This window comes from Blattabacterium cuenoti (assembly GCF_014252335.1).
Taxonomy (GTDB): Bacteria; Bacteroidota; Bacteroidia; order Flavobacteriales; family Blattabacteriaceae; genus Blattabacterium; species Blattabacterium cuenoti_AL.
Genome location: NZ_CP059218.1, coordinates 393,078 through 413,352 on the forward strand (window position 1 = coordinate 393,078; position 20,275 = coordinate 413,352).

The window sequence follows — 20,275 nt, forward strand, 5'->3', positions numbered from 1 at the left end:
TATTGATTAATACTTCTTTGTTAGCTATATCTGTTATTGATACTTTTTGATCTGTATTTGTTATTATGTTTTTGTTAGTAGCATTAGCTATATCTTTTGTTGATATGTTTTTATCATCTGTATTTGTATTGATAATTACTTTTTTTTTATATTCTGTATTTTTCTTCCAACTTAATAAAGGATTGGTATGATAATTTCTCATATTTTTTACATTTCTAATGTCTTGATAATACATTTTTTTTTTATGAAAATGATATGCATATTTTTTATAATTATAAATATTTACCATATTATTAGGTCCATCAATATCACATAATATATCCTCTTCATCATCACAAGCTATTAATAAAAAAATAGACAATAAGAAAAGGATGATTTTAATTTTCATAATAAGATTTGTTTTGTCACTTATTTTTTATTATTTTTTATAAATTAATTTATGAGTTATTTGTTTATATTATTTTGAATTATGATTATGTGTGATATCTTTATCAAATAAATACCATCCACTTTTATCTTCTTCAATTAATTTAATTTTATCTAGATATTTTTTTATTAAATTTTCTTCTTCTATTTGTTCTTGTATATACCATTGTAAAAAATGATATGTAAAATAATCATGTTCTTTTAATGATAATTTAACTAAATCACTAACTTTTTGAGAAATTATTTGTTCATGTTTAAATAAATTTTTAAATACATCTTGTATTGAATTACATTGAGATGTTATATTCATATTATTATGAATATTTATATTATTCAGATCTGCATATCCACCTCGTTTATTAATGTATTTAATTAATTTTATCATATGAATATTTTCTTCTTGTGAATGATCATATAAAAAATGTGATATTCCATCAAATTCTCCATATTTATGTTCAACCCAAGATGCCATAGATAAATATAAGAGAGAAGATTCTAATTCTTTATGAAATTGTTTTTTTAATTCTAATTCTATAATGTGTTTTATCATTGATTTTTTATTTAAAATTTTTTGATTTTTAAAAATGTGGTCATTTTTTTAATTAAAGTATTTGTACCTTCTAATAATGGTAATCTTACATATGGATGACAAATCCCCATAATACTCAAAAAAGTTTTTATACCAACAGGATTTCCTTCTTCATAAAGATATTTAATCATATCTAAAATATTATAATAAATATGAAAAGATTCTTGAACTTTTTTATTAAGAGCTAAAGAAACCATTTTAGATATTTCGTTAGGGAATCCTTGTGCTATAACAGAAATTACTCCATCTCCACCACCTAATATTATAGGTAATGTAATAAAATCATCACCAGAAATTACATAAAAATGTTTTGGTTTTTCTGCTATGATATTATATGTTTGTAAAATACATCCAGACGCCTCTTTAATTCCTATAATATTTTTATAATTACTAGCTAAACGAATAACTGTATTAGGATGTATATTAACACCAGTTCTTTTAGGAACATTATATATAATTATATCACTATTAGTATGACTAGAAATTGATTTAAAATGTTGATATATACCTTCTTGAGTAGGATTATTATAATATGGGGTAACTGATAAAATAGCAATAAATTCAGATAAATCAATATTATTCATTTTATTTATAACTTCCTTAGTGTTATTTCCACCTATACCTAAAACTAATGGTAAGCTATTATTATTTATTGTTTTAATACATTGAATAATTTCTTCTTGTTCTTTATTATTTAAAGTAGGATATTCTGATGTTGTGCCTAATAATACTAAATAATCTACTTTTTCTTTTACATATTTTATCAAATTTATTATTCCATCAAAATCAATATCTCTATTTTTTTTAAATGGAGTAACTAATGCTACACCTGTTCCACCAATAAATTTTTTCATTTTTATTTTTAATTAATTTTGCAGATGTAGAATGAACATAATATTTAAAAAATTTTTTTATTTTTTTGTTTTGCAACAGATACTACAATATTTCTTCCCATTAATTCTGTTCCATTTAATTTTTCTATAGCCAATTTTGCATGTTCTTCATTAGACATTTCTATAAATCCAAATCCTTTACTTCTTTTTTTATATGATGAATCATCAAAAATAATTTTCGCATTAATTACATTTCCTATACCTATAGATGATTCAAAATGATCTTTTAATTCTTTTTCTGTAATATTATATGATAAATTTCCAACATATAATTTCGTATTTAATTTTGTATTTTTCATAAATTCATTTTTTTTAAATAAAAGCAAATTTAGAAAAATATATTTAATATCTTTTTATTTAATGAATATTCCTAGAATTTCATCTTTATTAGATAATGATTTTTATAAATTTACTATGCAAAATGCAGTACTTAAATTATTTCCTAATGTTCAAGTTAAATATCAATTTATAAATAGAGGATACCATCATTTTCCCAAAAATTTTGGAAATATTTTAAAAGAAATATTATGTACTATGAAAAATTTAAAATTAACTTATACAGAACGATTATATTTAGAAAAATATTGTCCATGTTTTGATTCTACTTATTTAAATTTTTTACATCATTATAGATATAATCCTAAAGAAGTTACGATTATACAAACTGGCTCACATATGAATATGTATATTGAAGGATTATGGAGTAGAACAATTTTATGGGAAGTACCATTATTAGCATTAATAAGTGAATTATATTATAAAATAACTAATTTACAACGAATATCATATAATAAAATTATTATTTCTACAATAAATAAATTAAAAATTTATCAAAATTTAAATGTAAAAATAGGTGAATATGGTACTAGAAGAAGATACTCTTATAAAGTACATAAAACAATTTTAAACATTTTTAATAAAAAAAAATATACATGTTTTATAGGAAGCAGTAATGTTCATTTTTCTAAAAATTTATCTATGAAACCAATTGGCACACAAGGACATGAATGGACTATGTTTCATGCAGCACAATATGGTATTAATCAAGCTAATCAACTAGCTATGCTAAATTGGATAAATATTTATAAAAATAAATTACATAATATAGCTTTATCTGATACTTATACTACACCAATGTTTTTTAAAAATTTTAATAAAACATTAACAAATCAATTTCAAGGAATTAGACATGACAGTGGAAATCCATTCATATTTATCAATAAAACACTAAAACATTATAATAAATTTCATATTAATCCATTAAATAAAACAATTATTTTTTCAGATAATTTAAATCCAAATACAGTTGCTAAAATTGCTTCTTTTTGTAAAAAAAAGATCAATTCATTATTTTGTATAGGAACTAATTTTACTAATGATGTTGGAGTTAACACATTAAATATAGTAATTAAAATGATTAAAACTAATCCAAAAAATAAATGGATATATGTAGTAAAATTATCTGATAATCATACCAAATCAACAGGTCAAAAAAATATGATTCATTTAGTCAAACAAATAGTAAAAAAATCATTATTATGACATAATGACATTATATTGTTATATCTTTATAATTAAGATACTTTGTTATGTTAAATACCATTAATAATAATCTGTTTTATATTGAAACCTATGGTTGTCAAATGAATAGTTCAGATAGTGAAATTATAATTTCGATATTATTAAAAAAAGGATTTTATTTAACATATAATATAGAAAAAGCTAATATTATTTTATTAAATACTTGTGCTATACGAGAAAAGGCAAAAGTTACTATCATAAATAGATTACAATATTTAAAATCATTAACTCAAAATAAAAATAAAATATTTGGTATTATTGGTTGTTTATCAAAAATTGAAAACGAATTTGTATCTAAAAAACTTGTAGATTTTTCCATTAATCCAAATTCTTATAAAGAAATTCCAAACATTATTAATTATATTAAACAAGGAAAAAAAATTAATTTTTATAAACTTAATACTAATAAAACAGAAAATTACGAAAATATATATCCATTTAGACAAAAAAATAAAGTTACTGCATTTTTAAGTATTATTAGAGGGTGTAATAATATGTGTACATTTTGTATAGTACCTTTTACAAGAGGAAGAGAAAGTAGCAGAAATCCATATTCTATTCTGACAGAATGTAAAAAATTATATAATAATGGATATAAAGAAATAACATTATTAGGTCAAAATGTAGATTCTTATTTATGGATCAAAACTTATAATAATCATAAAATTCATGTTAATTTTGCTCAATTATTAAATTTATTAGCTACTCACTTACCATTTATGAGAATTAGATTTACAACATCTAATCCTCATGATTTTTCTGATGAAATAATTCAAAGTCTATCTAGATATTCTAATATTTGTAAACATATTCATTTACCAGTTCAATCTGGAAGCAATAAAATGTTAAAATTAATGAATAGACAGTATACAAGAGAACATTATATTTTGTTAATAAAAAAAATTAAAAAAATAATCCCTGAATGTTCCATTTCTCATGATATTATGACTGGATTTTGTCATGAAAATGAAGAAGATCATAAATCTACAATAAGTTTAATGAATCAAATCAAATATCATTATGGATATATGTTTATGTATTCTCCAAGACCTGGTACTTATGCTTATAGACAATTACCAGATAATGTACCATATGAAATAAAAAAAAGAAGATTACAAGAAATTATTACTCTTCAAAAACAACATTCATATTTTCACATGAAACAATATATAGGACATATACAAGAAGTATTGATTGAAGGATGTTCTAAGAAAAATAATATGTATTTGTATGGTAAAAATACACAAAATATTACAGTAGTGTTTCCAAAAAAAAATTATAAAATTGGAAATTTTGTTTATGTGAAAATATTGGATTGTACATCAGCTACATTAATAGGTAATATAATTAAATACATTAATTAATTCTATATGGAGCATACTATTCAAAATATCAAAAGTAAACTTAATATTATTGGAAATGATTATGCATTACATAGAGCTTTAGAAAAATCCATTCAAGTTGCACAAACAGATATTTCGGTCTTAGTATTAGGCGAAAGTGGAGTTGGAAAAGAATTTATTCCAAAAATAATTCATCAATTGTCATACAGAAAACATTGTCCATACATTTCTATTAATTGTGGAGCTATTCCAGAAGGAACTATTGATAGTGAATTATTTGGCCATGAAAAAGGATCTTTTACTGGTGCTAATAATATGAGAAAAGGATACTTTGAGGAAGCTAATGGAGGAACTATTTTTTTAGATGAAGTTGGAGAATTACCAATTGCTACTCAAATACGTCTTTTACGAATATTAGAATCTGGAGAATTTATTAAAGTTGGATCTTCTAAAATTCAAAAAACTAATATTAGAATTATTGCTGCTACTAATGTAAATATGCAATATTCTATTCAAAATGGACAATTTAGAGAAGATTTATATTATAGATTAAATACAGTAGAAATTAATATACCAGCATTAAGATTTAGAAAACATGATATTAGATTATTAATAAAAAAATTTTCTAATGATTTTTCTGACAAATATAATATGCCATCTATTCAATTTACAGAAGAATCTATACGATATTTAGAAGCATATTCTTGGCCTGGTAATGTTAGACAATTAAAAAATATTATAGAACAAATTTCTGTAGTGGAAATCAACAGAAATATTTGTATCGATAACTTAAAAGAATATTTACCAAATCATATTACATCTATTGCTCATAATGAAAAAATTTATTCTCATTTTTCAACTAATCATGAAAGAGATTTTTTATATCAATTTTTATTTGATCTAAAAAGTAATTTAAATAATTTGAAAAATTTAATATTTCAATGGATTAAACAAGATGATGTTTTTTTAAAAAAAAATAAACATTTAATAGAAAAAATATTTGGAAATATTTTTCATTCATCTATTTATGATAAAAAACTAGATTCTATTTATCAATTAGTAAATTCATCATCATCATCAAAAGATAATATTCATAATGAAATGTCTGTTAATGTTAAAAAAAGTGACTTAAATTCTTTTTCATTACAAGAAAAAGAAATAGAATTTATTCAAAAAGCTTTAATAAAACATAGAGGTAAAAGAAAACAAGCAGCAAAAGATTTGGGTATTTCTGAACGAACATTATATAGAAAAATTAAACAATATGGATTATAAATCAAATTCAAACATAATATGTATACAATGATATTACTTAGTATATTTATTATTTTTATATGTTGTTTATTAATTATAATAATTTTAATTCAAAATCCTAAAAAAGGAATGTTTTATCAACCATTTATTGAAAATAAAATCAAATTTTTTGGTATCAAACAAACTAATTTATTCTTAATAAATATAACTTGGATATTAGCAATAATTATTTTAGTTTCTATTTGTTTATTTAATATTTTATTAAAAATTATGTCATAATGACATATATATAAAAAATAAAATTAATTTTTTTTATTTGGCATGTTTTTGGCTTAATTATAAATTAACCGTAAACTTTAAAAATAATTAATATGATGGATGTAAAGATTAAACCTTTAGCAGATCGTGTATTAATATTACCTGATCAAGCTGAAACACAAACAGCTTCAGGAATTATTATACCTGATACAGCTAAAGAAAAACCGCAAAAAGGTACTGTAGTTGCCATTGGTCAAGGAAAAAAAAATGAACCTATTACTTTAAAAAAAGGAGATAGGGTATTATATGGAAAGTATTCAGGAACAGAATTAAAATGGGAACAACAAGAATATTTAATTATGAGAGAATCTGATATAATAGCAATTATATAAATAATAATATTCAAAAATTTAAAAAAAATAATACATTATGGCAAAAGATATTAAATTCGATATTGAAGCAAGAGATAAGTTAAAAAAAGGAGTAGATGCATTAGCAAATGCTGTCAAAGTAACTTTAGGACCAAAAGGAAGAAATGTTGTATTACAAAAATCTTTTGGAGGACCACAAGTAACTAAAGATGGCGTATCTGTAGCAAAAGAAATAGAATTAGAAGATGCTATTGAAAATTTAGGTGCTCAAATGGTAAAAGAAGTGGCTTCTAAAACAAATGATGTAGCAGGAGATGGAACAACTACTGCTACTGTATTAGCACAAGCAATTGTAAGAGAAGGATTAAAAAATGTAGCAGCTGGAGCAAATCCAATGGATTTAAAACGAGGAATAGATAAAGCATTAGAAGTAGTAATTTTAGATTTAAAAAAACAATCTAGAGAAGTTGGAGGAAACAATCAAAAAATTCAACAAGTTGCATCTATATCTGCTAATAATGATGAAAAAACTGGAGCTTTAATAGCAGATGCATTTGAAAAAGTAGGAAAAGAAGGAGTTATTACGGTAGAAGAAGCAAAAGGTACTGATACATCCGTAGATGTTGTAGAAGGTATGCAATTTGATCGAGGATATCAATCTCCTTATTTTGTTACTAATACAGAAAAAATGATTACAGAATTTGATCAACCACAAATTCTATTATCTGATAAAAAAATTGCAGCAATGAAAGATCTATTACCAATTTTAGAACCTGTTGCTCAATCTGGAAAACCTTTATTAATTATTTCTGAAGAGGTCGAAGGAGAAGCATTAGCTACATTAGTAGTTAATAAAATTCGTGGAACTTTAAAAGTAGCTGCCATAAAAGCACCTGGATTTGGAGATAGAAGAAAAGCTATGTTAGAAGATATAGCAATTTTAACAGGTGGAACAGTAATTTCAGAAGAAACAGGAAGTAAATTAGAAGATGTAAAATTACATATGTTGGGAAAAGCAGAACGAGTGATAATAGATAAAGATAATACTACTATTGTAAACGGTGGAGGAAGTAAAAAAGATATCAGAGCTCGTGTAGATCAAATTAAAGCTCAAATCGAAACTACTACATCAGATTATGATAAAGAAAAATTACAAGAACGTTTAGCTAAATTAGCTGGAGGTGTCGCTGTATTATATGTAGGAGCTGCATCAGAAGTAGAAATGAAAGAAAAAAAAGATAGAGTTGATGATGCTTTAAATGCTACAAGAGCAGCAGTAGAAGAAGGTATTGTTGCAGGTGGTGGTGTCGCACTTGTACGTGCTATTAAATCATTAGATCATATTATAGGAGATAATCCAGATCAAGATACAGGAATACAAATAGTGAGACGATCATTAGAAGAACCATTGAGACAAATAGTTGCTAATGCTGGTGGAGAAGGATCTGTAGTTGTAGCTAAAGTTGCTGAAGGAACTGGTGATTTTGGTTATGATGCAAAATTAGGAGAATATAAAAATATGATTGTAGAAGGTATTATAGATCCAACTAAAGTTGCTAGAGTAGCATTAGAAAATGCAGCTTCAGTAGCTGGAATGTTATTAACAACAGAATGTGTAGTAACAGAAATTAAAAAAGATGAACCTAATACTCCTCCAATGCCTAGTGCTGGTGCCGGTGGTGGTATGGGTGGAATGATGTAAAATGAATTTTTATTTTGGCAGTATAGTATAAAAAAAAAATAGTGTCTAATTTAAGACACTATTTTTTTTTAATTCCAATTATTTTGAATTTTCAATGTTTGTTCTATTACATCTCTGACACAACCTTGTCCTCCTTTTTTTGGAGAAATATATTTAGAAATTGCTTTAATTTCTGATACTGCATCAAAAGGAGAACATGGTAAAGCAACAGATTTCATAATTTCAAGATCTGGAAGATCATCTCCCATATATAATATAGTATGTTTAGAAATATTTAGAATATTACAATATTCATTAAAATATTTTTTTTTATTATAAATTCCTTGATAAATATGATTAATATTTAATTTTCTTAAACGTTTAAAGACCATTATATCAGAATTTCTTGTTATAATACATATATTATATCCTTTTTCTTTTGCTAATTTCATTGCAAATCCATCTTTCACCGACATTTTTTTTCCTATATATTCATTTGGATATAAATATAACGTACTATCAGTCAATACTCCATCAACATCAAATATAAAAGTATGAATATTTTTCATAATATTCATATAATGTTTCATAATAGATAAAATATTTAATTATCATTTTGTAGTCTATACTATACATGTTATAGTTTATACTAGACTACTATGATAAAATTCTAAATAATAATTTTTAATATATTTTTTTTCTGATATTTTATTTTTAATGTGCAATATTTTTATTATTATTTTGATTATGGTTAAAAGATTGAAATTGTCCTTTAAAATCTTTTTGATGACGTTCTGAAATTACTTCTTCTCCTTTTTCATTAATAATGAATTTAATCATATTATCTAATATATTTCTAAATTTAGAAAAATCTTCCTTATATAAATAAATTTTATGTTTTTTATAAGTCATTTCTCCAGTTTCAGAAAAAGTTTTTTTACTTTCTGTAATAGTTAAATAATAATCACCTGCTCTAGTTTCTCTTGCATCAAAAAAATACGTACGACTACCAGTTTTTAAAGTACGTGAACATATTTCATTTCTTATATTTTCTTTTTCTTCCATTTCAATAATTAATTATATTTGATAATATTCATAAAAATAAATAAAACAAATTAAAATAAAAAAAATGGTATATAAAAAAATCATGTTATTTTATATATTTTTCCATGGTGTAATAATAAAAGTAAATCAAAATTAGATATATAAGATATATCATTAGTAATAATGACTATAGTTGTATTTTTCATTTTTTTTTGTAAAAAATTAATAATTAATTTTGTTGTTATATAATCTATTCCAGAAAAAATATCATCTAATATAATAATTTTTGGATTTCTTATAATTGCTCTTGCTATACATATTCGCTGTCTTTGTCCTACAGATAAAGTCATTCCCCGTTCTCCTAGTATTGTATTATATCCATTTTTAAAGTTTATAATTTCTTTATCTATCATTGCATTTTTAGCTGCTTCATAAACTTGATCAGGAGTAATTTCTTGATTAATACTTCCAAAAGCAATATTATTATATATAGTATCTGAAAATAAAAATGCTTCTTGAGAAAGATAACTTATATTTTTTCTAAAAAAAAATAAATTATGATTTTGCAATAAAATATTATCAATTAATATTTTTCCACTAGATGGATCATATAATCTAGACATTAATCTTCCTATAGTAGTTTTACCAGATCCAGTTTGACCAGTCACAATTAATGTTTTTCCTTGTGCAATAGTAAATGAAATTTTTTTAAATACACATTTTGTATTATAAATAAAACTAACATTGATAAATTGTATTTTCCCATAAAAATTGTTTTTTATTAAATTTTTATTCAAAATATTAGGATTGATTTGTAAAAATTGGTGAATACGTTTTATTGATACTTTTGCTTTTTCGATCGTTAATACTATCCAATTTAAAAGAAAAAAAGGAAAAATAATAATATTAATATAAGTAAAAAATTCTGCTAATACTCCTATTTCTTTTATATCTCCATTAAAATATTTTTTACCTCCAAATAAAAGAATTAATATATTACAATTTCCAATAAAAAAAATAATAATTGATGATAAAATGGTATTGATTGTAGATAAAGTAATATGTTGGTTATAATAATTTATAATCATATTATTATATTTTTTGTATAAAAATTTTTCAAAAAAAAAAGATTTAATTAAATGAATACCAGAAAATGTTTCTTGTATAAAAGAAGCGATAATTGCTTGATTTTCTTGTATATATTGACTAATTTTAAATAAATGTTTACTAATATAATAAATAATAATAAAAAGAATAGGAATAGGTATCATAACATAAAAAGATAATGATTTATTTAGACGAAACATTTGAATAAAAACCATAATAAATAAAATCATTAAATTTAATGTATACATAAATGCTGGTCCTAAAAATTGTCTAATATAAGAAACATCTTCAGTTAATCTATTCATTAAATCGCCAGTAGAATTATTTTGATAAAAAGACAAATTTAATTTTTGATAATGTGCAAAAATTTCATTTTTTATATCACATTCAATCATTCTAGATGTTATCATAATACATTGTCTCATATAATATTTAATTACACCACCAATTATTGGAATAATGGAAATAATTATTGCATATATTAAAATTTGTATTTTCAATTGATTATGAGTATTATATCTATAAATATCAATTTTATGTGTATAAGAAGCATAAAACATAATTTTAATAGTATTAATAGATTTTCCTATATAAGGAATGGGTAATAAAGTAAATATATTGGATATTACAATTAATAAACATCCTATAAAAAAACGATATTTATATTTGAAAATATATTTTTTACTAAACGACAATAACCTAATCATATTAATAAAAAATTTTGTTATTTATAAAAAATGTTAATTAGACGACACTTTAGAATAAAAATTTTGCAATTTATATATGCACAATATCTATCTAAAATGGATTCTAAAAAAGTAGAAAATAATATACTTTATAGCATTGACGAATTACATTATTTATATATTTCTCTTCTATGTTTAATTTTACAAATGCAACAACTTGCTATTATAACAATTCAAGAAAATAAAATATTATTAAATAATAAAATTATTCAACAGTTTGCATATAATTCTATTATTAATATATTATCTCATAATAAATATATAATTGAATATAATTCAAAAAAATATTGGAAATATTTTTTATGGCAAAAAGATGAATATTATATTAATATTTTATTACAAGATTTAATACAATTGAATGATGATAATATGTTTATTAATAATAATAATGTATCCTATTTTCAAAAAGACAAACATTTTATTATAACATGTTATAAACAATTTTTTTTTACAAATAAAAAATTAATAGAATATATAGAAGATTCATATCATACATATACAATATGTACTAAACTTGATTTATTTATAGCTCATCAAATGGTATATAAAACATTAAAATATATTGAATTATACACTCCAAACAATTTTAAATTAATTGATATTTCTCAAAATAATCAACAATTTATTATTAATTTATATAGAAATACTATTAATCATAAAAACGAATTAAATAACTTAATAGAACGAATTTCTACAAATTGGACAATAAAAAGAATATATATTATCGATTTAATAATATTACAAATGGCAATTTGTGAATTTTTATATTTTCCACATATTCCTCCAAAAGCAACTATTAATGAATATATTGAAATTACAAAATTATTTTGTATGGAAAAAAGTAAAATTTTTGTAAATGGCATTTTAGATAAAATTTTACAGTTATTAAATAAAGAAAACAACTTAAAAAAAGAAATTCATCAGAAATCATAAAACACATAAAACAATTGTTTTAAATTATTACTATGTATTATATATATTTGAAATTAGTACAAAGTTCTGCTGCAGAAACTGTTTGGATGTTTGCTCTAATATTTATTGTTTTCTATTTTTTTATGATTAGACCTCAAATAAATAAACAAAAAATGGAAAAAAAATTTCAAGAAAATTTAAAAACAGGAAATTATATTGTAACAACTTCAGGAATACATGGCAAAATTATTAAAATATCAAAATATTTTTGCATATTAGAAACAGTAGTGGGAAAAATTAAAACAGAAAAAAATACAATTTCTAAAGATTTAACTTATTTACGATATGGAAAAAATAATCCAAAAGTATTATATAAAGAAATAAATCATAAATGAAAAAATCAACTTATTTAATAGGAATAACTGGCCAGATAGGAACTGGAAAAAGTTTATTATCTCATTATTTTCAACAAATGCAAGTTCCAGTATATCAATCAGATATACAATGTAAAAAATTAATGAATAATAATTGTTTTATCAAAAAAGAAATTATTAAATATTTTGGTACACAAGCATATATTAAAAATAATACAATAAATTCAGTTGTTATATCTAATATTGTATTTAATAATAATCCTGCTTCATACTTAAAATTATTATGTAAAATTATATATCCTTGGATGGTATTAGATTTTAAAATTTGGCAAAATTATCACCATAAAAAGTTATATCTCATAAAAGATTCGGCATTATTATTTGAAAGTGGTTCATATAAAAATTGTGATTTAATGATCAATATAACTTCTTCTATAGATACAATTATAAAACGAGTCAGAAAAAGAAGTCGTTTACATGTAAATCAAATTATAAATCGTTTAAAATTACAAATTCCAAATAGATATAGAATAAAATATTCTAATTTTATTATAAATAATGAATCAGATATAAATTATTTAAAATATAAAGCAAAAACTATTCATAATCTAATTATTAATAAATTGAAATATGGGAAAAGGTGATAAAAAAACAAAACGAGGAAAAATAATTAATAAAACATATGGAAAACGTAGACCAAATCCAAGAAATGCTAGAAAAACAATAAAATAATATTTATTGATTTTTATTATTTAAATAATTTATTTCCTTGATTTTATTAATTAAAAATGAAATAAAATAAATTAATTGAGAAAAATTACTAAGAGCAGACACAATATATGTCATAGATGCCCACATTAAAGATTTTTTTGCATAATTATATTCTTGATCACTTACAATATTGCTATTTTTTAACCATTTTAATGCTTTATTACTAGCATTTAATTCAATTGGAAGAGTAATCATCGCAAACATAACTACTAAACAAAATAATCCTATACCACATTGTAACAGTATCGTATTTCTACTATTAGATGTATAATATGTAGTCATTCCTGATATTATACATATATTAGTCATTCTAGAACTAAAATTGATAACAGGAATTAAAAAATTTCTAATTTTTAACATTTTATATCCTAAATAATGTTGTAAAGCATGTCCACATTCATGAGCAGCTATTGCAGCAGATGTTGTATTTTTTTGATAAAAAACATCTTTACTTAAATTAATAGTTCTGTCTAGAGGATTATAATGATCTTGAAGAAATTCTTCTACAATACATATATTTACATTCTTTATCCCATTATCTTGTAACATTTGTTGAGCAATTTCATTTCCTGTCATATTATTATGTAAATTAAATTTAGCATAAAATCGAAATTTTATTTTTAATATTTTATTAACTACAGAACTAATAATAAAACTCATTCCAATAATAATATAGTATATCGACATCATACATAATTAAAATATGTAATATTTACATATTTACATATTATATTAATTATTAATAAAATTATTTTTTTTTTTTATATAAAATGAAAATATTTATTATAACTTACATACATAATAAATTTATAGTTCAAAGAATTGACTATGAATATTCCTATAGATAAAAAATTAAAACGTGTTGTTATTATTGGTGCAGGATTTGCTGGATTACAAGTAGCAAAAAAACTCCAAAGACATAAATATCAAGTGATATTAATTGATAAAAATAATTATTATACTTTTCAACCATTATTATATCAAGTAGCTACTTCCGGATTAGAACCAGATTCTATTGCTCATTCTATAAGAACGATTATCACACAAACTAAAAATTTTTTTTTTAGATTAGCTAATGTATATTATATCAATACAAAAAATAATCAAATTTATACCAATGTTGGTCATCTGAAATATGATTATTTAATCATTGCTGTAGGATCTGTAACAAATTATTTTGGAAATAAAAATATTGAATATTTTTCATTACCAATGAAATCTATTCCTGAAGCATTACATTTAAGAAATACAATTTTACAGAGTTTTGAATATGCATTATTAACGAATAATGAAAAAGATAAAGAAAGATTAATGAATTTTGTAATTGTTGGTGGTGGCCCTACAGGTGTAGAGTTAGCTGGAGCTTTAGCAGAAATGAAAAAATATGTTTTACCATATGATTATCCTGATTTAGATATACAAAAAATGAATATTCATCTATTACAAGCATCACCAAGATTATTAGATGGAATGTCTCAATATTCTGCACAACAAGCTTTTAATAATCTAAAAGATTTAGGTGTTAAAATTTGGATTAATTGTTTAGTAAAAGATTATGATGGAAAAGTAGTTTGTACAGCAACAGGACAAAATATAGAATCTTTTAATGTTATATGGGCTGCTGGAGTTAAAGGTGCTCTAATGAAAGGATTTCTTAAAGAAGAAATAGAAATCAAAGGAGAAAGAATTTTAGTAAATAATTATTTAAGAACATTAAACTATCATAATATTTTTGCTATTGGAGATATTGCATATATGGTATCAAATAAACATTATCCTAATGGACATCCAATGACTGCATCACCAGCTATACAACAAGGAAATTATATTGCAAATTATTTTAATAATTTTTTATTAGAAAAACATAAAATTATTAAACCTTTTATATATAAAAATTTTGGTTCTATGGCAACTATTGGCAGAAATAAAGCCGTTTGTGATTTTCATTCTTTTAAATTAAAAGGTTTTGTAGCATGGATTGTGTGGATGTCAGTACATTTATTTAGTTTAGTAGGATTTAGAAATAGAGTGATAGCATTAATGAATTGGATTATCCAATATTTTCAATATCATAAAAGCGTACGATTAATCATAAAACCTTTTAATAGAAAGAAAAAAAAATCATAATTTACTTAAATATTAAATTGCTAACTATATTTTTTATTTTACTGTCTGTTTCTAAATACTCTAAAAATATATTACTTTTTGCTGTAATTCCACTACCAGCATAAATAATAATTTTATTATTTTTAAGATTAATATTAGCACATCTTAAATTTAAATATAACTCTATGTTATTTTTACTAACAGGTCCAAAATATCCAGTATAAAATTGTCTATTATATCCTTCATATTTTGTTATAAAATCTAACGCTGGTTCCTTTGGAGATCCACATATAGAAGGTGTAGGATATATTGTATTTAAAAGCTTAAAAATATTTATTTTTTTATAAAAAACAAATTTAATAATAGTTTTTAAATGAAATAAACTTCCAACTTGTATAGTTTTAGTTTTATCTATTGAAATATATCCAGCATATTTATTTTGCAATATATTTTTAATATATTCAATCACTATTTGATGCTCTTCAAATTCTTTATTGGTCCAATCATACATCATTTGATTACTATTATCTTGTGTGATAGTTCCAGCTAAAGCTACTGTTGTTAATTGTTTTTTACCAATTTCATATGTTATTAATAATTCTGGAGTGGCACTAATCCAAAATTCATAATTCATATTATACCAAAGAACCACAAAAGTATTAGGATAAGAAACAATAAAGTTTTGAAAAGTTTTACGTAACAATAAATTATTACAATCAATTTCTAAAAATTTAGATAATACAATTTTATTTAACAATCCAATATTTATAAGTTTAATTGCTTGTGCAATTAATTTATTATATTTATAGGAATGTTTGAGTAAACAAAAATCATTCTTATTATTATTCTTATTATTCTTATTATTATTCTTATTATTATTATTTTCAATGTTTATAAAAAAAATTTGTTTTGTATATATTTTAATAATTGATGTTTGATTAAAACTACTTATTAAAAAAAAATTGTCTTGATTTATTGAACCAACATTCTTGTTTGTAGAAGAATAAAAATAAATTTTATTTTCATTTGGTCTTTTAAATAAAACAAATCTTTTTTTAGAAGAGTAATGTTTAATAATTTTTTTATATAAATCTTGTATTTTAATTTCTATCATTCATTATTATTATATTCAATATTTTTTGAAATAATTATATTTGTCATTTTACAAAAACTAATAATATTATTATCATTATTAAAAATTTTTACATTGATAAAATGTAGAGTTTTTCCTGTATGAATCATTTTAGCTTTCGCAAATAAAATGCCAGTTTTAATATGTTTAATATGATTAACAGCAATTTCTATATTAAATACATTAAATAAGATTTTATTCACATATATCAATGATAAAGTACTTCCAATACTTTCAGCTAAAGAAGTAATAATACCTCCATGAATAAATCCTTCAGGTTGAAAAAACGTTTTTTGTTTATCAATAATCATTTTACCTATTAATGAATCATGATCTATATTAATATATTTAATTTGTAAAAAATGCATTAAAGTATTTTTTGTATTTAAACTATTTAAATAAAATAATAAATTATTTTTATTTTTTGCATTAATTTCCATAATACAATTATAATTAGTTTGTAATAAACAATAAATCAACCTTAATTAAATTTACAATATTTAATAATGATTACAAATTAAAAAATTAATTAATCAAAAAAATGAACAATAAAATATTTATTCCTGTATTAGGAACAAATAAACAAATTATTGGCTTTGAAGAAAAAAATATAATTCATATAAAAGGATTATTTCATCAAGCAGTTTCGATTTTTATTTTTCATCCAATACAAAAAATGTTTATGTTACAAAAAAGATCTTATAATAAATATCATTCTTCTTTATTATGGACTAATACTTGTTGTAGTCATCCAATACAAAATGAATCTATTTTAACAGCTGCTCATAGATGTTTAATAGAAGAAATGGGGTTTGATTGTTATTTAGAAAATAAATTTTATTTTACTTATTATAAATTCTTTAAGAATGGTTTAATAGAAAATGAATTAGATTATGTATTTGTTGGATATTATTCTGAATCTCCAATTATTAATACCAATGAAGTAGATACTTGGAAATGGATATATTTAAATGATTTACTTAAAGATATTAATATCTATCCTAATTCTTATACTATTTGGTTTAAAATTATTATTAATAATTATTTAAATCAATTAAATATTAAATTTTACGATTAAGAAGAAATATATATACTAAAATATGAATTTACAAAATTATGAACTATATAATATGATGAAATATGAAAAAAACTATATTATACAATAATCACATTAAATTAAAAGCAAATATGATTATTTTTTCTGGATATCATATGCCACAGCAATATATTTCGTCTATTAAAGAACATCTTGCCGTGAGACATGCAGTAGGCATATTTGATATTAGTCATATGGGGAAAATTATTTTACAAGGTAATAACGTTAAACGTTTTATTCAATATTTAACAACAAATAATATATTACTAATTAAATCTTATCAAGCACAATATTCTTGTATAATTAATTATCAAGGAGGAATTATAGATGATTTAATAATTTATCAAATTTCAGACAATAAATTATTATTAATCGTTAATGCTATTAATACAGAAAAAAATAAAAAATGGATTAATTATCATATTAAATTATATAATTTAAATAATATATCTCTTTTAGATATTACTGATAAATATTCTATTATATCTATACAAGGACCAAAATCTATAAATACTATTCAAAAGATTACTAATATTTCTTTAGATCAAATGCCATTTTATCATTTTCAAATAGGTTCATTAGCAGGAATAAAAAACATATTAATATCCAGAACAGGATATACCGGGGCTGTAGGATTTGAAATTTATATACCAAATCAGTATTCTAATTTTATTTGGAATGAAATATTAGATATAGGACATAGATTTAATATTCATCCATGTGGATTATCATCTAGAGATTCACTAAGATTAGAAATGGGATATAGATTATATGGAAACGAATTATCAGAAAAGATTACACCCATAGAAGCAGGATTATCTTGGATAACAAAATTTAATAAACAATTTATATCTAGAGATTTATTAAAAAAACAACAAACTGAAGGTCAACATAAAAGATTGATAGCTTTTCTTATTAATAATGAGAAAAAAGGTTTCATTCCAAGAAATGGACATATTTTAAAAAATAATAATAATATTACAATTGGAACAGTAACTTCTGGATGTTATTCTCCAATGTTAAAAAAAGGAATAGGATTAGGATTTATAGAAAATATTAATTTTATCACATCTAATTCAATAAATTATTTTATTTATATAAATAACCGTAATATTCCTATTAAAATAGTTAAATTACCTTTTATAAAGGTTTAGTATTTTTGATTAAAAAAACACATAATTTCATAAGATTATATATACATCATCTAAAAAAAAATTTATTATTAGCTATACCTATATTTTTTACTCAATTAGGCATAATTATTATTGGTATATCTGATAATATAATAATTGGCTTTTTTGGTAAAAAAGCATTAGCTTCAATTTCTTTAGCTAATTCAATATTTTTTATTTTTATTATTTTTGGATTTGGAATATCTTCTGGAGTGTCTTCATTAATAGCATCGTCAGATGCTAAAAATGATTATGAAGATGGTGCTAAAATTTTTTATCATGGATTAATCATAAATTTTATATTATCTATTATAATGTATGTATTCATACATTTTTTTATATTATTAATTCTACCCTATTTAGGTCAACCTAAAGAAATTTTAGAACCAACTATATCTTTTTTAAAGATTATAGCTTTATCCTTTATTCCTTGGATGATTTTTGAAATGTTTCGTAAATTTTCAGAAGGATTATCTATTTCTAGTCCTATTTTAATTAGTACTTGTATATCCACTTTTATAAATATAATTTTAAATTTTTCATTTATCAATGGATATTATTTTATTCCTAAATTAGGATTTTTAGGCGTGGGATATTCTACTGTAATATCTCGTGTTATTATGTCAATAAATATTTTTCTTATATTAACACAACATAAAAAAACAAAAAATTATTTTCATACTTATAAATATTTTGATGTAGAAAAGAAATATTTAAAAAAAATATTCAAAATTGGAATTCCTTCTGGGATTTATATGTTATTGGAAATGAGCGCCTTTTCAATTTCTTCTTTTATTTCTGGAAAATGTGGAATAAAAGAATTAGCTGCACATCAAATAGTCATTAGTCTAGTATCTTCTACTTTTATTTTAAATACTTGTTTTTCTATTCCTGGAACAGTAAGAGTAGGGAATCAATTAGCATTAAAAAATTATTATGATTTAAGAATAATAGGATGGTCTGTAATATTTATGGGGACCATATTTCTTTCTATTTGCAGTATCTTATTTATTTTATTAAGAGATGATATAGCATTATGGTATATTAAAAATGATAAAGAAGTAGCATTGATTGTACACAATATAATGATTATTGCCAGTATTGTGCAATTATTTGATGGAATACAAAGCATTTTTATGGGTATATTACGAGGATTACAAGACGTATATATTCCATTATATATTAGTTTATTTGCTTATTGGATATTAGCTTTACCAATAGGATATATTTTATCTATTAAATTAAAAATTGGTGTTATAGGTGTTTGGATAGGATTAGGTATAGGTGTCATCGTATCCTCAATTTTATTAATGATTAGATTTATAAATCTTACAAAAAAACTTTTAAATACTATTAATAATCATTAAATATCTATATTTGGTGTTGAATATTATAATAAAATAATTATGGATTATATGA

24 protein-coding genes are annotated in these 20,275 nt (G+C 21.8%); 14 read left to right on the forward strand and 10 right to left on the reverse strand.

The window, feature by feature from the left end; genetic code table 11:
* The 4 genes from H0H37_RS01905 to H0H37_RS01920 all read right to left on the reverse strand — a co-directional run.
* The coding region (locus H0H37_RS01905) for a hypothetical protein (RefSeq protein ID WP_185882284.1) at positions 1-388 on the reverse strand (388 nt) is incomplete at its 3' end.
* A gap of 69 nt (positions 389-457) precedes the next feature.
* On the reverse strand, positions 458-976 hold the full coding sequence (locus H0H37_RS01910) for a ferritin (protein ID WP_185882285.1): 519 nt from the start codon (positions 974-976) through the stop codon (positions 458-460).
* Between the two features lie 11 nt (positions 977-987).
* Positions 988-1,869: a 4-hydroxy-tetrahydrodipicolinate synthase gene (gene dapA / locus H0H37_RS01915; protein ID WP_185882286.1), complete on the reverse strand. Its 882-nt coding sequence runs from the start codon at positions 1,867-1,869 to the stop codon at positions 988-990.
* A 44-nt stretch (positions 1,870-1,913) separates the two neighbouring features.
* The gene (locus H0H37_RS01920; protein WP_185882287.1) at positions 1,914-2,207 is read right to left on the reverse strand and encodes an RNA recognition motif domain-containing protein; all 294 of its coding nucleotides are present in this window, start codon (positions 2,205-2,207) and stop codon (positions 1,914-1,916) included.
* 61 nt (positions 2,208-2,268) lie between these two features.
* Here H0H37_RS01920 and pncB point away from each other — a divergent pair, with 61 nt between their 5' ends.
* The 6 genes from pncB to groL all read left to right on the forward strand — a co-directional run bounded on the left by pncB (position 2,269) and on the right by groL (position 8,417).
* On the forward strand, positions 2,269-3,450 hold the full coding sequence (gene pncB / locus H0H37_RS01925) for a nicotinate phosphoribosyltransferase (protein WP_185882288.1): 1,182 nt from the start codon (positions 2,269-2,271) through the stop codon (positions 3,448-3,450).
* Positions 3,451-3,497: 47 nt separating this feature from the next.
* The gene (miaB, locus tag H0H37_RS01930) at positions 3,498-4,853 is read left to right on the forward strand and encodes a tRNA (N6-isopentenyl adenosine(37)-C2)-methylthiotransferase MiaB (protein WP_185882289.1); all 1,356 of its coding nucleotides are present in this window, start codon (positions 3,498-3,500) and stop codon (positions 4,851-4,853) included.
* A 6-nt stretch (positions 4,854-4,859) separates the two neighbouring features.
* Positions 4,860-6,107, forward strand: a complete 1,248-nt coding sequence (locus H0H37_RS01935) for a sigma-54 interaction domain-containing protein (protein ID WP_185882290.1) — start codon at positions 4,860-4,862, stop codon at positions 6,105-6,107.
* A gap of 27 nt (positions 6,108-6,134) precedes the next feature.
* A complete protein-coding gene (secG, locus tag H0H37_RS01940; RefSeq protein WP_317168498.1) occupies positions 6,135-6,365 on the forward strand; it encodes a preprotein translocase subunit SecG in 231 nt (76 codons plus the stop codon).
* A gap of 92 nt (positions 6,366-6,457) precedes the next feature.
* A complete protein-coding gene (locus tag H0H37_RS01945) occupies positions 6,458-6,736 on the forward strand; it encodes a co-chaperone GroES (RefSeq protein WP_185882292.1) in 279 nt (92 codons plus the stop codon).
* Between the two features lie 37 nt (positions 6,737-6,773).
* A complete protein-coding gene (groL, locus tag H0H37_RS01950) occupies positions 6,774-8,417 on the forward strand; it encodes a chaperonin GroEL (protein WP_185882293.1) in 1,644 nt (547 codons plus the stop codon).
* A gap of 68 nt (positions 8,418-8,485) precedes the next feature.
* On the opposite strand, the gene H0H37_RS01955 is transcribed toward groL, so the two are convergent.
* From H0H37_RS01955 to H0H37_RS01965, 3 genes are all read right to left on the reverse strand, one after another.
* Entirely contained in the window at positions 8,486-8,986 is a 501-nt protein-coding gene (locus tag H0H37_RS01955) for a KdsC family phosphatase (RefSeq protein ID WP_185882294.1), read from the reverse strand.
* Between the two features lie 124 nt (positions 8,987-9,110).
* Positions 9,111-9,461, reverse strand: coding sequence for a DUF3276 family protein (locus H0H37_RS01960; protein ID WP_185882295.1), 351 nt, complete (start codon positions 9,459-9,461; stop codon positions 9,111-9,113).
* An 80-nt stretch (positions 9,462-9,541) separates the two neighbouring features.
* Positions 9,542-11,254 carry an ABC transporter ATP-binding protein gene (locus H0H37_RS01965; protein ID WP_185882296.1) on the reverse strand — a complete coding sequence of 571 codons (1,713 nt, stop codon included), beginning with the start codon at positions 11,252-11,254 and terminating at the stop codon, positions 9,542-9,544.
* Between the two features lie 30 nt (positions 11,255-11,284).
* Between H0H37_RS01965 and nusB the strand changes: the two genes are divergently transcribed.
* From nusB to H0H37_RS01985, 4 genes are read left to right on the forward strand one after another with little or no spacing between them, the layout of a single operon-like run.
* Positions 11,285-12,226 (forward strand): transcription antitermination factor NusB, encoded by a 942-nt coding sequence (nusB, locus tag H0H37_RS01970; protein WP_185882297.1) that lies wholly within the window; start codon positions 11,285-11,287, stop codon positions 12,224-12,226.
* A gap of 32 nt (positions 12,227-12,258) precedes the next feature.
* Positions 12,259-12,600 (forward strand): preprotein translocase subunit YajC, encoded by a 342-nt coding sequence (gene yajC / locus H0H37_RS01975; protein ID WP_185882298.1) that lies wholly within the window; start codon positions 12,259-12,261, stop codon positions 12,598-12,600.
* A complete protein-coding gene (coaE, locus tag H0H37_RS01980; protein WP_185882299.1) occupies positions 12,597-13,223 on the forward strand; it encodes a dephospho-CoA kinase in 627 nt (208 codons plus the stop codon). The genes yajC and coaE overlap by 4 nt, the downstream gene beginning before the upstream one ends.
* Positions 13,210-13,311, forward strand: coding sequence for a 30S ribosomal protein THX (locus H0H37_RS01985; RefSeq protein WP_185882300.1), 102 nt, complete (start codon positions 13,210-13,212; stop codon positions 13,309-13,311). Before coaE ends, H0H37_RS01985 begins: the two co-directional genes overlap by 14 nt.
* A 3-nt stretch (positions 13,312-13,314) precedes the next feature.
* Here H0H37_RS01985 and H0H37_RS01990 read toward each other — a convergent pair whose 3' ends face one another.
* Complete coding sequence (locus H0H37_RS01990; protein ID WP_238785477.1) at positions 13,315-14,040, reverse strand: zinc metallopeptidase; 726 nt, start codon at positions 14,038-14,040, stop codon at positions 13,315-13,317.
* A gap of 138 nt (positions 14,041-14,178) precedes the next feature.
* On the opposite strand from H0H37_RS01990, the gene H0H37_RS01995 reads away from it, so the two are divergent.
* Positions 14,179-15,477, forward strand: coding sequence for an NAD(P)/FAD-dependent oxidoreductase (locus tag H0H37_RS01995; protein WP_185882301.1), 1,299 nt, complete (start codon positions 14,179-14,181; stop codon positions 15,475-15,477).
* 1 nt (position 15,478) lies between these two features.
* Here H0H37_RS01995 and H0H37_RS02000 read toward each other — a convergent pair whose 3' ends face one another.
* A complete protein-coding gene (locus tag H0H37_RS02000) occupies positions 15,479-16,570 on the reverse strand; it encodes a chorismate-binding protein (protein ID WP_185882302.1) in 1,092 nt (363 codons plus the stop codon).
* On the reverse strand, positions 16,567-17,028 hold the full coding sequence (locus tag H0H37_RS02005) for a PaaI family thioesterase (protein WP_238785478.1): 462 nt from the start codon (positions 17,026-17,028) through the stop codon (positions 16,567-16,569). Before H0H37_RS02005 ends, H0H37_RS02000 begins: the two co-directional genes overlap by 4 nt.
* A 101-nt stretch (positions 17,029-17,129) precedes the next feature.
* Between H0H37_RS02005 and H0H37_RS02010 the strand changes: the two genes are divergently transcribed.
* From H0H37_RS02010 to H0H37_RS02020, 3 genes are all read left to right on the forward strand, one after another.
* Complete coding sequence (locus tag H0H37_RS02010) at positions 17,130-17,666, forward strand: isopentenyl-diphosphate Delta-isomerase (RefSeq protein WP_185882303.1); 537 nt, start codon at positions 17,130-17,132, stop codon at positions 17,664-17,666.
* Between the two features lie 62 nt (positions 17,667-17,728).
* Positions 17,729-18,838 carry a glycine cleavage system aminomethyltransferase GcvT gene (gcvT, locus tag H0H37_RS02015; RefSeq protein ID WP_238785479.1) on the forward strand — a complete coding sequence of 370 codons (1,110 nt, stop codon included), beginning with the start codon at positions 17,729-17,731 and terminating at the stop codon, positions 18,836-18,838.
* A 5-nt stretch (positions 18,839-18,843) separates the two neighbouring features.
* A complete protein-coding gene (locus tag H0H37_RS02020) occupies positions 18,844-20,223 on the forward strand; it encodes an MATE family efflux transporter (RefSeq protein ID WP_317168500.1) in 1,380 nt (459 codons plus the stop codon).
* Positions 20,224-20,275 lie beyond the last annotated feature (52 nt).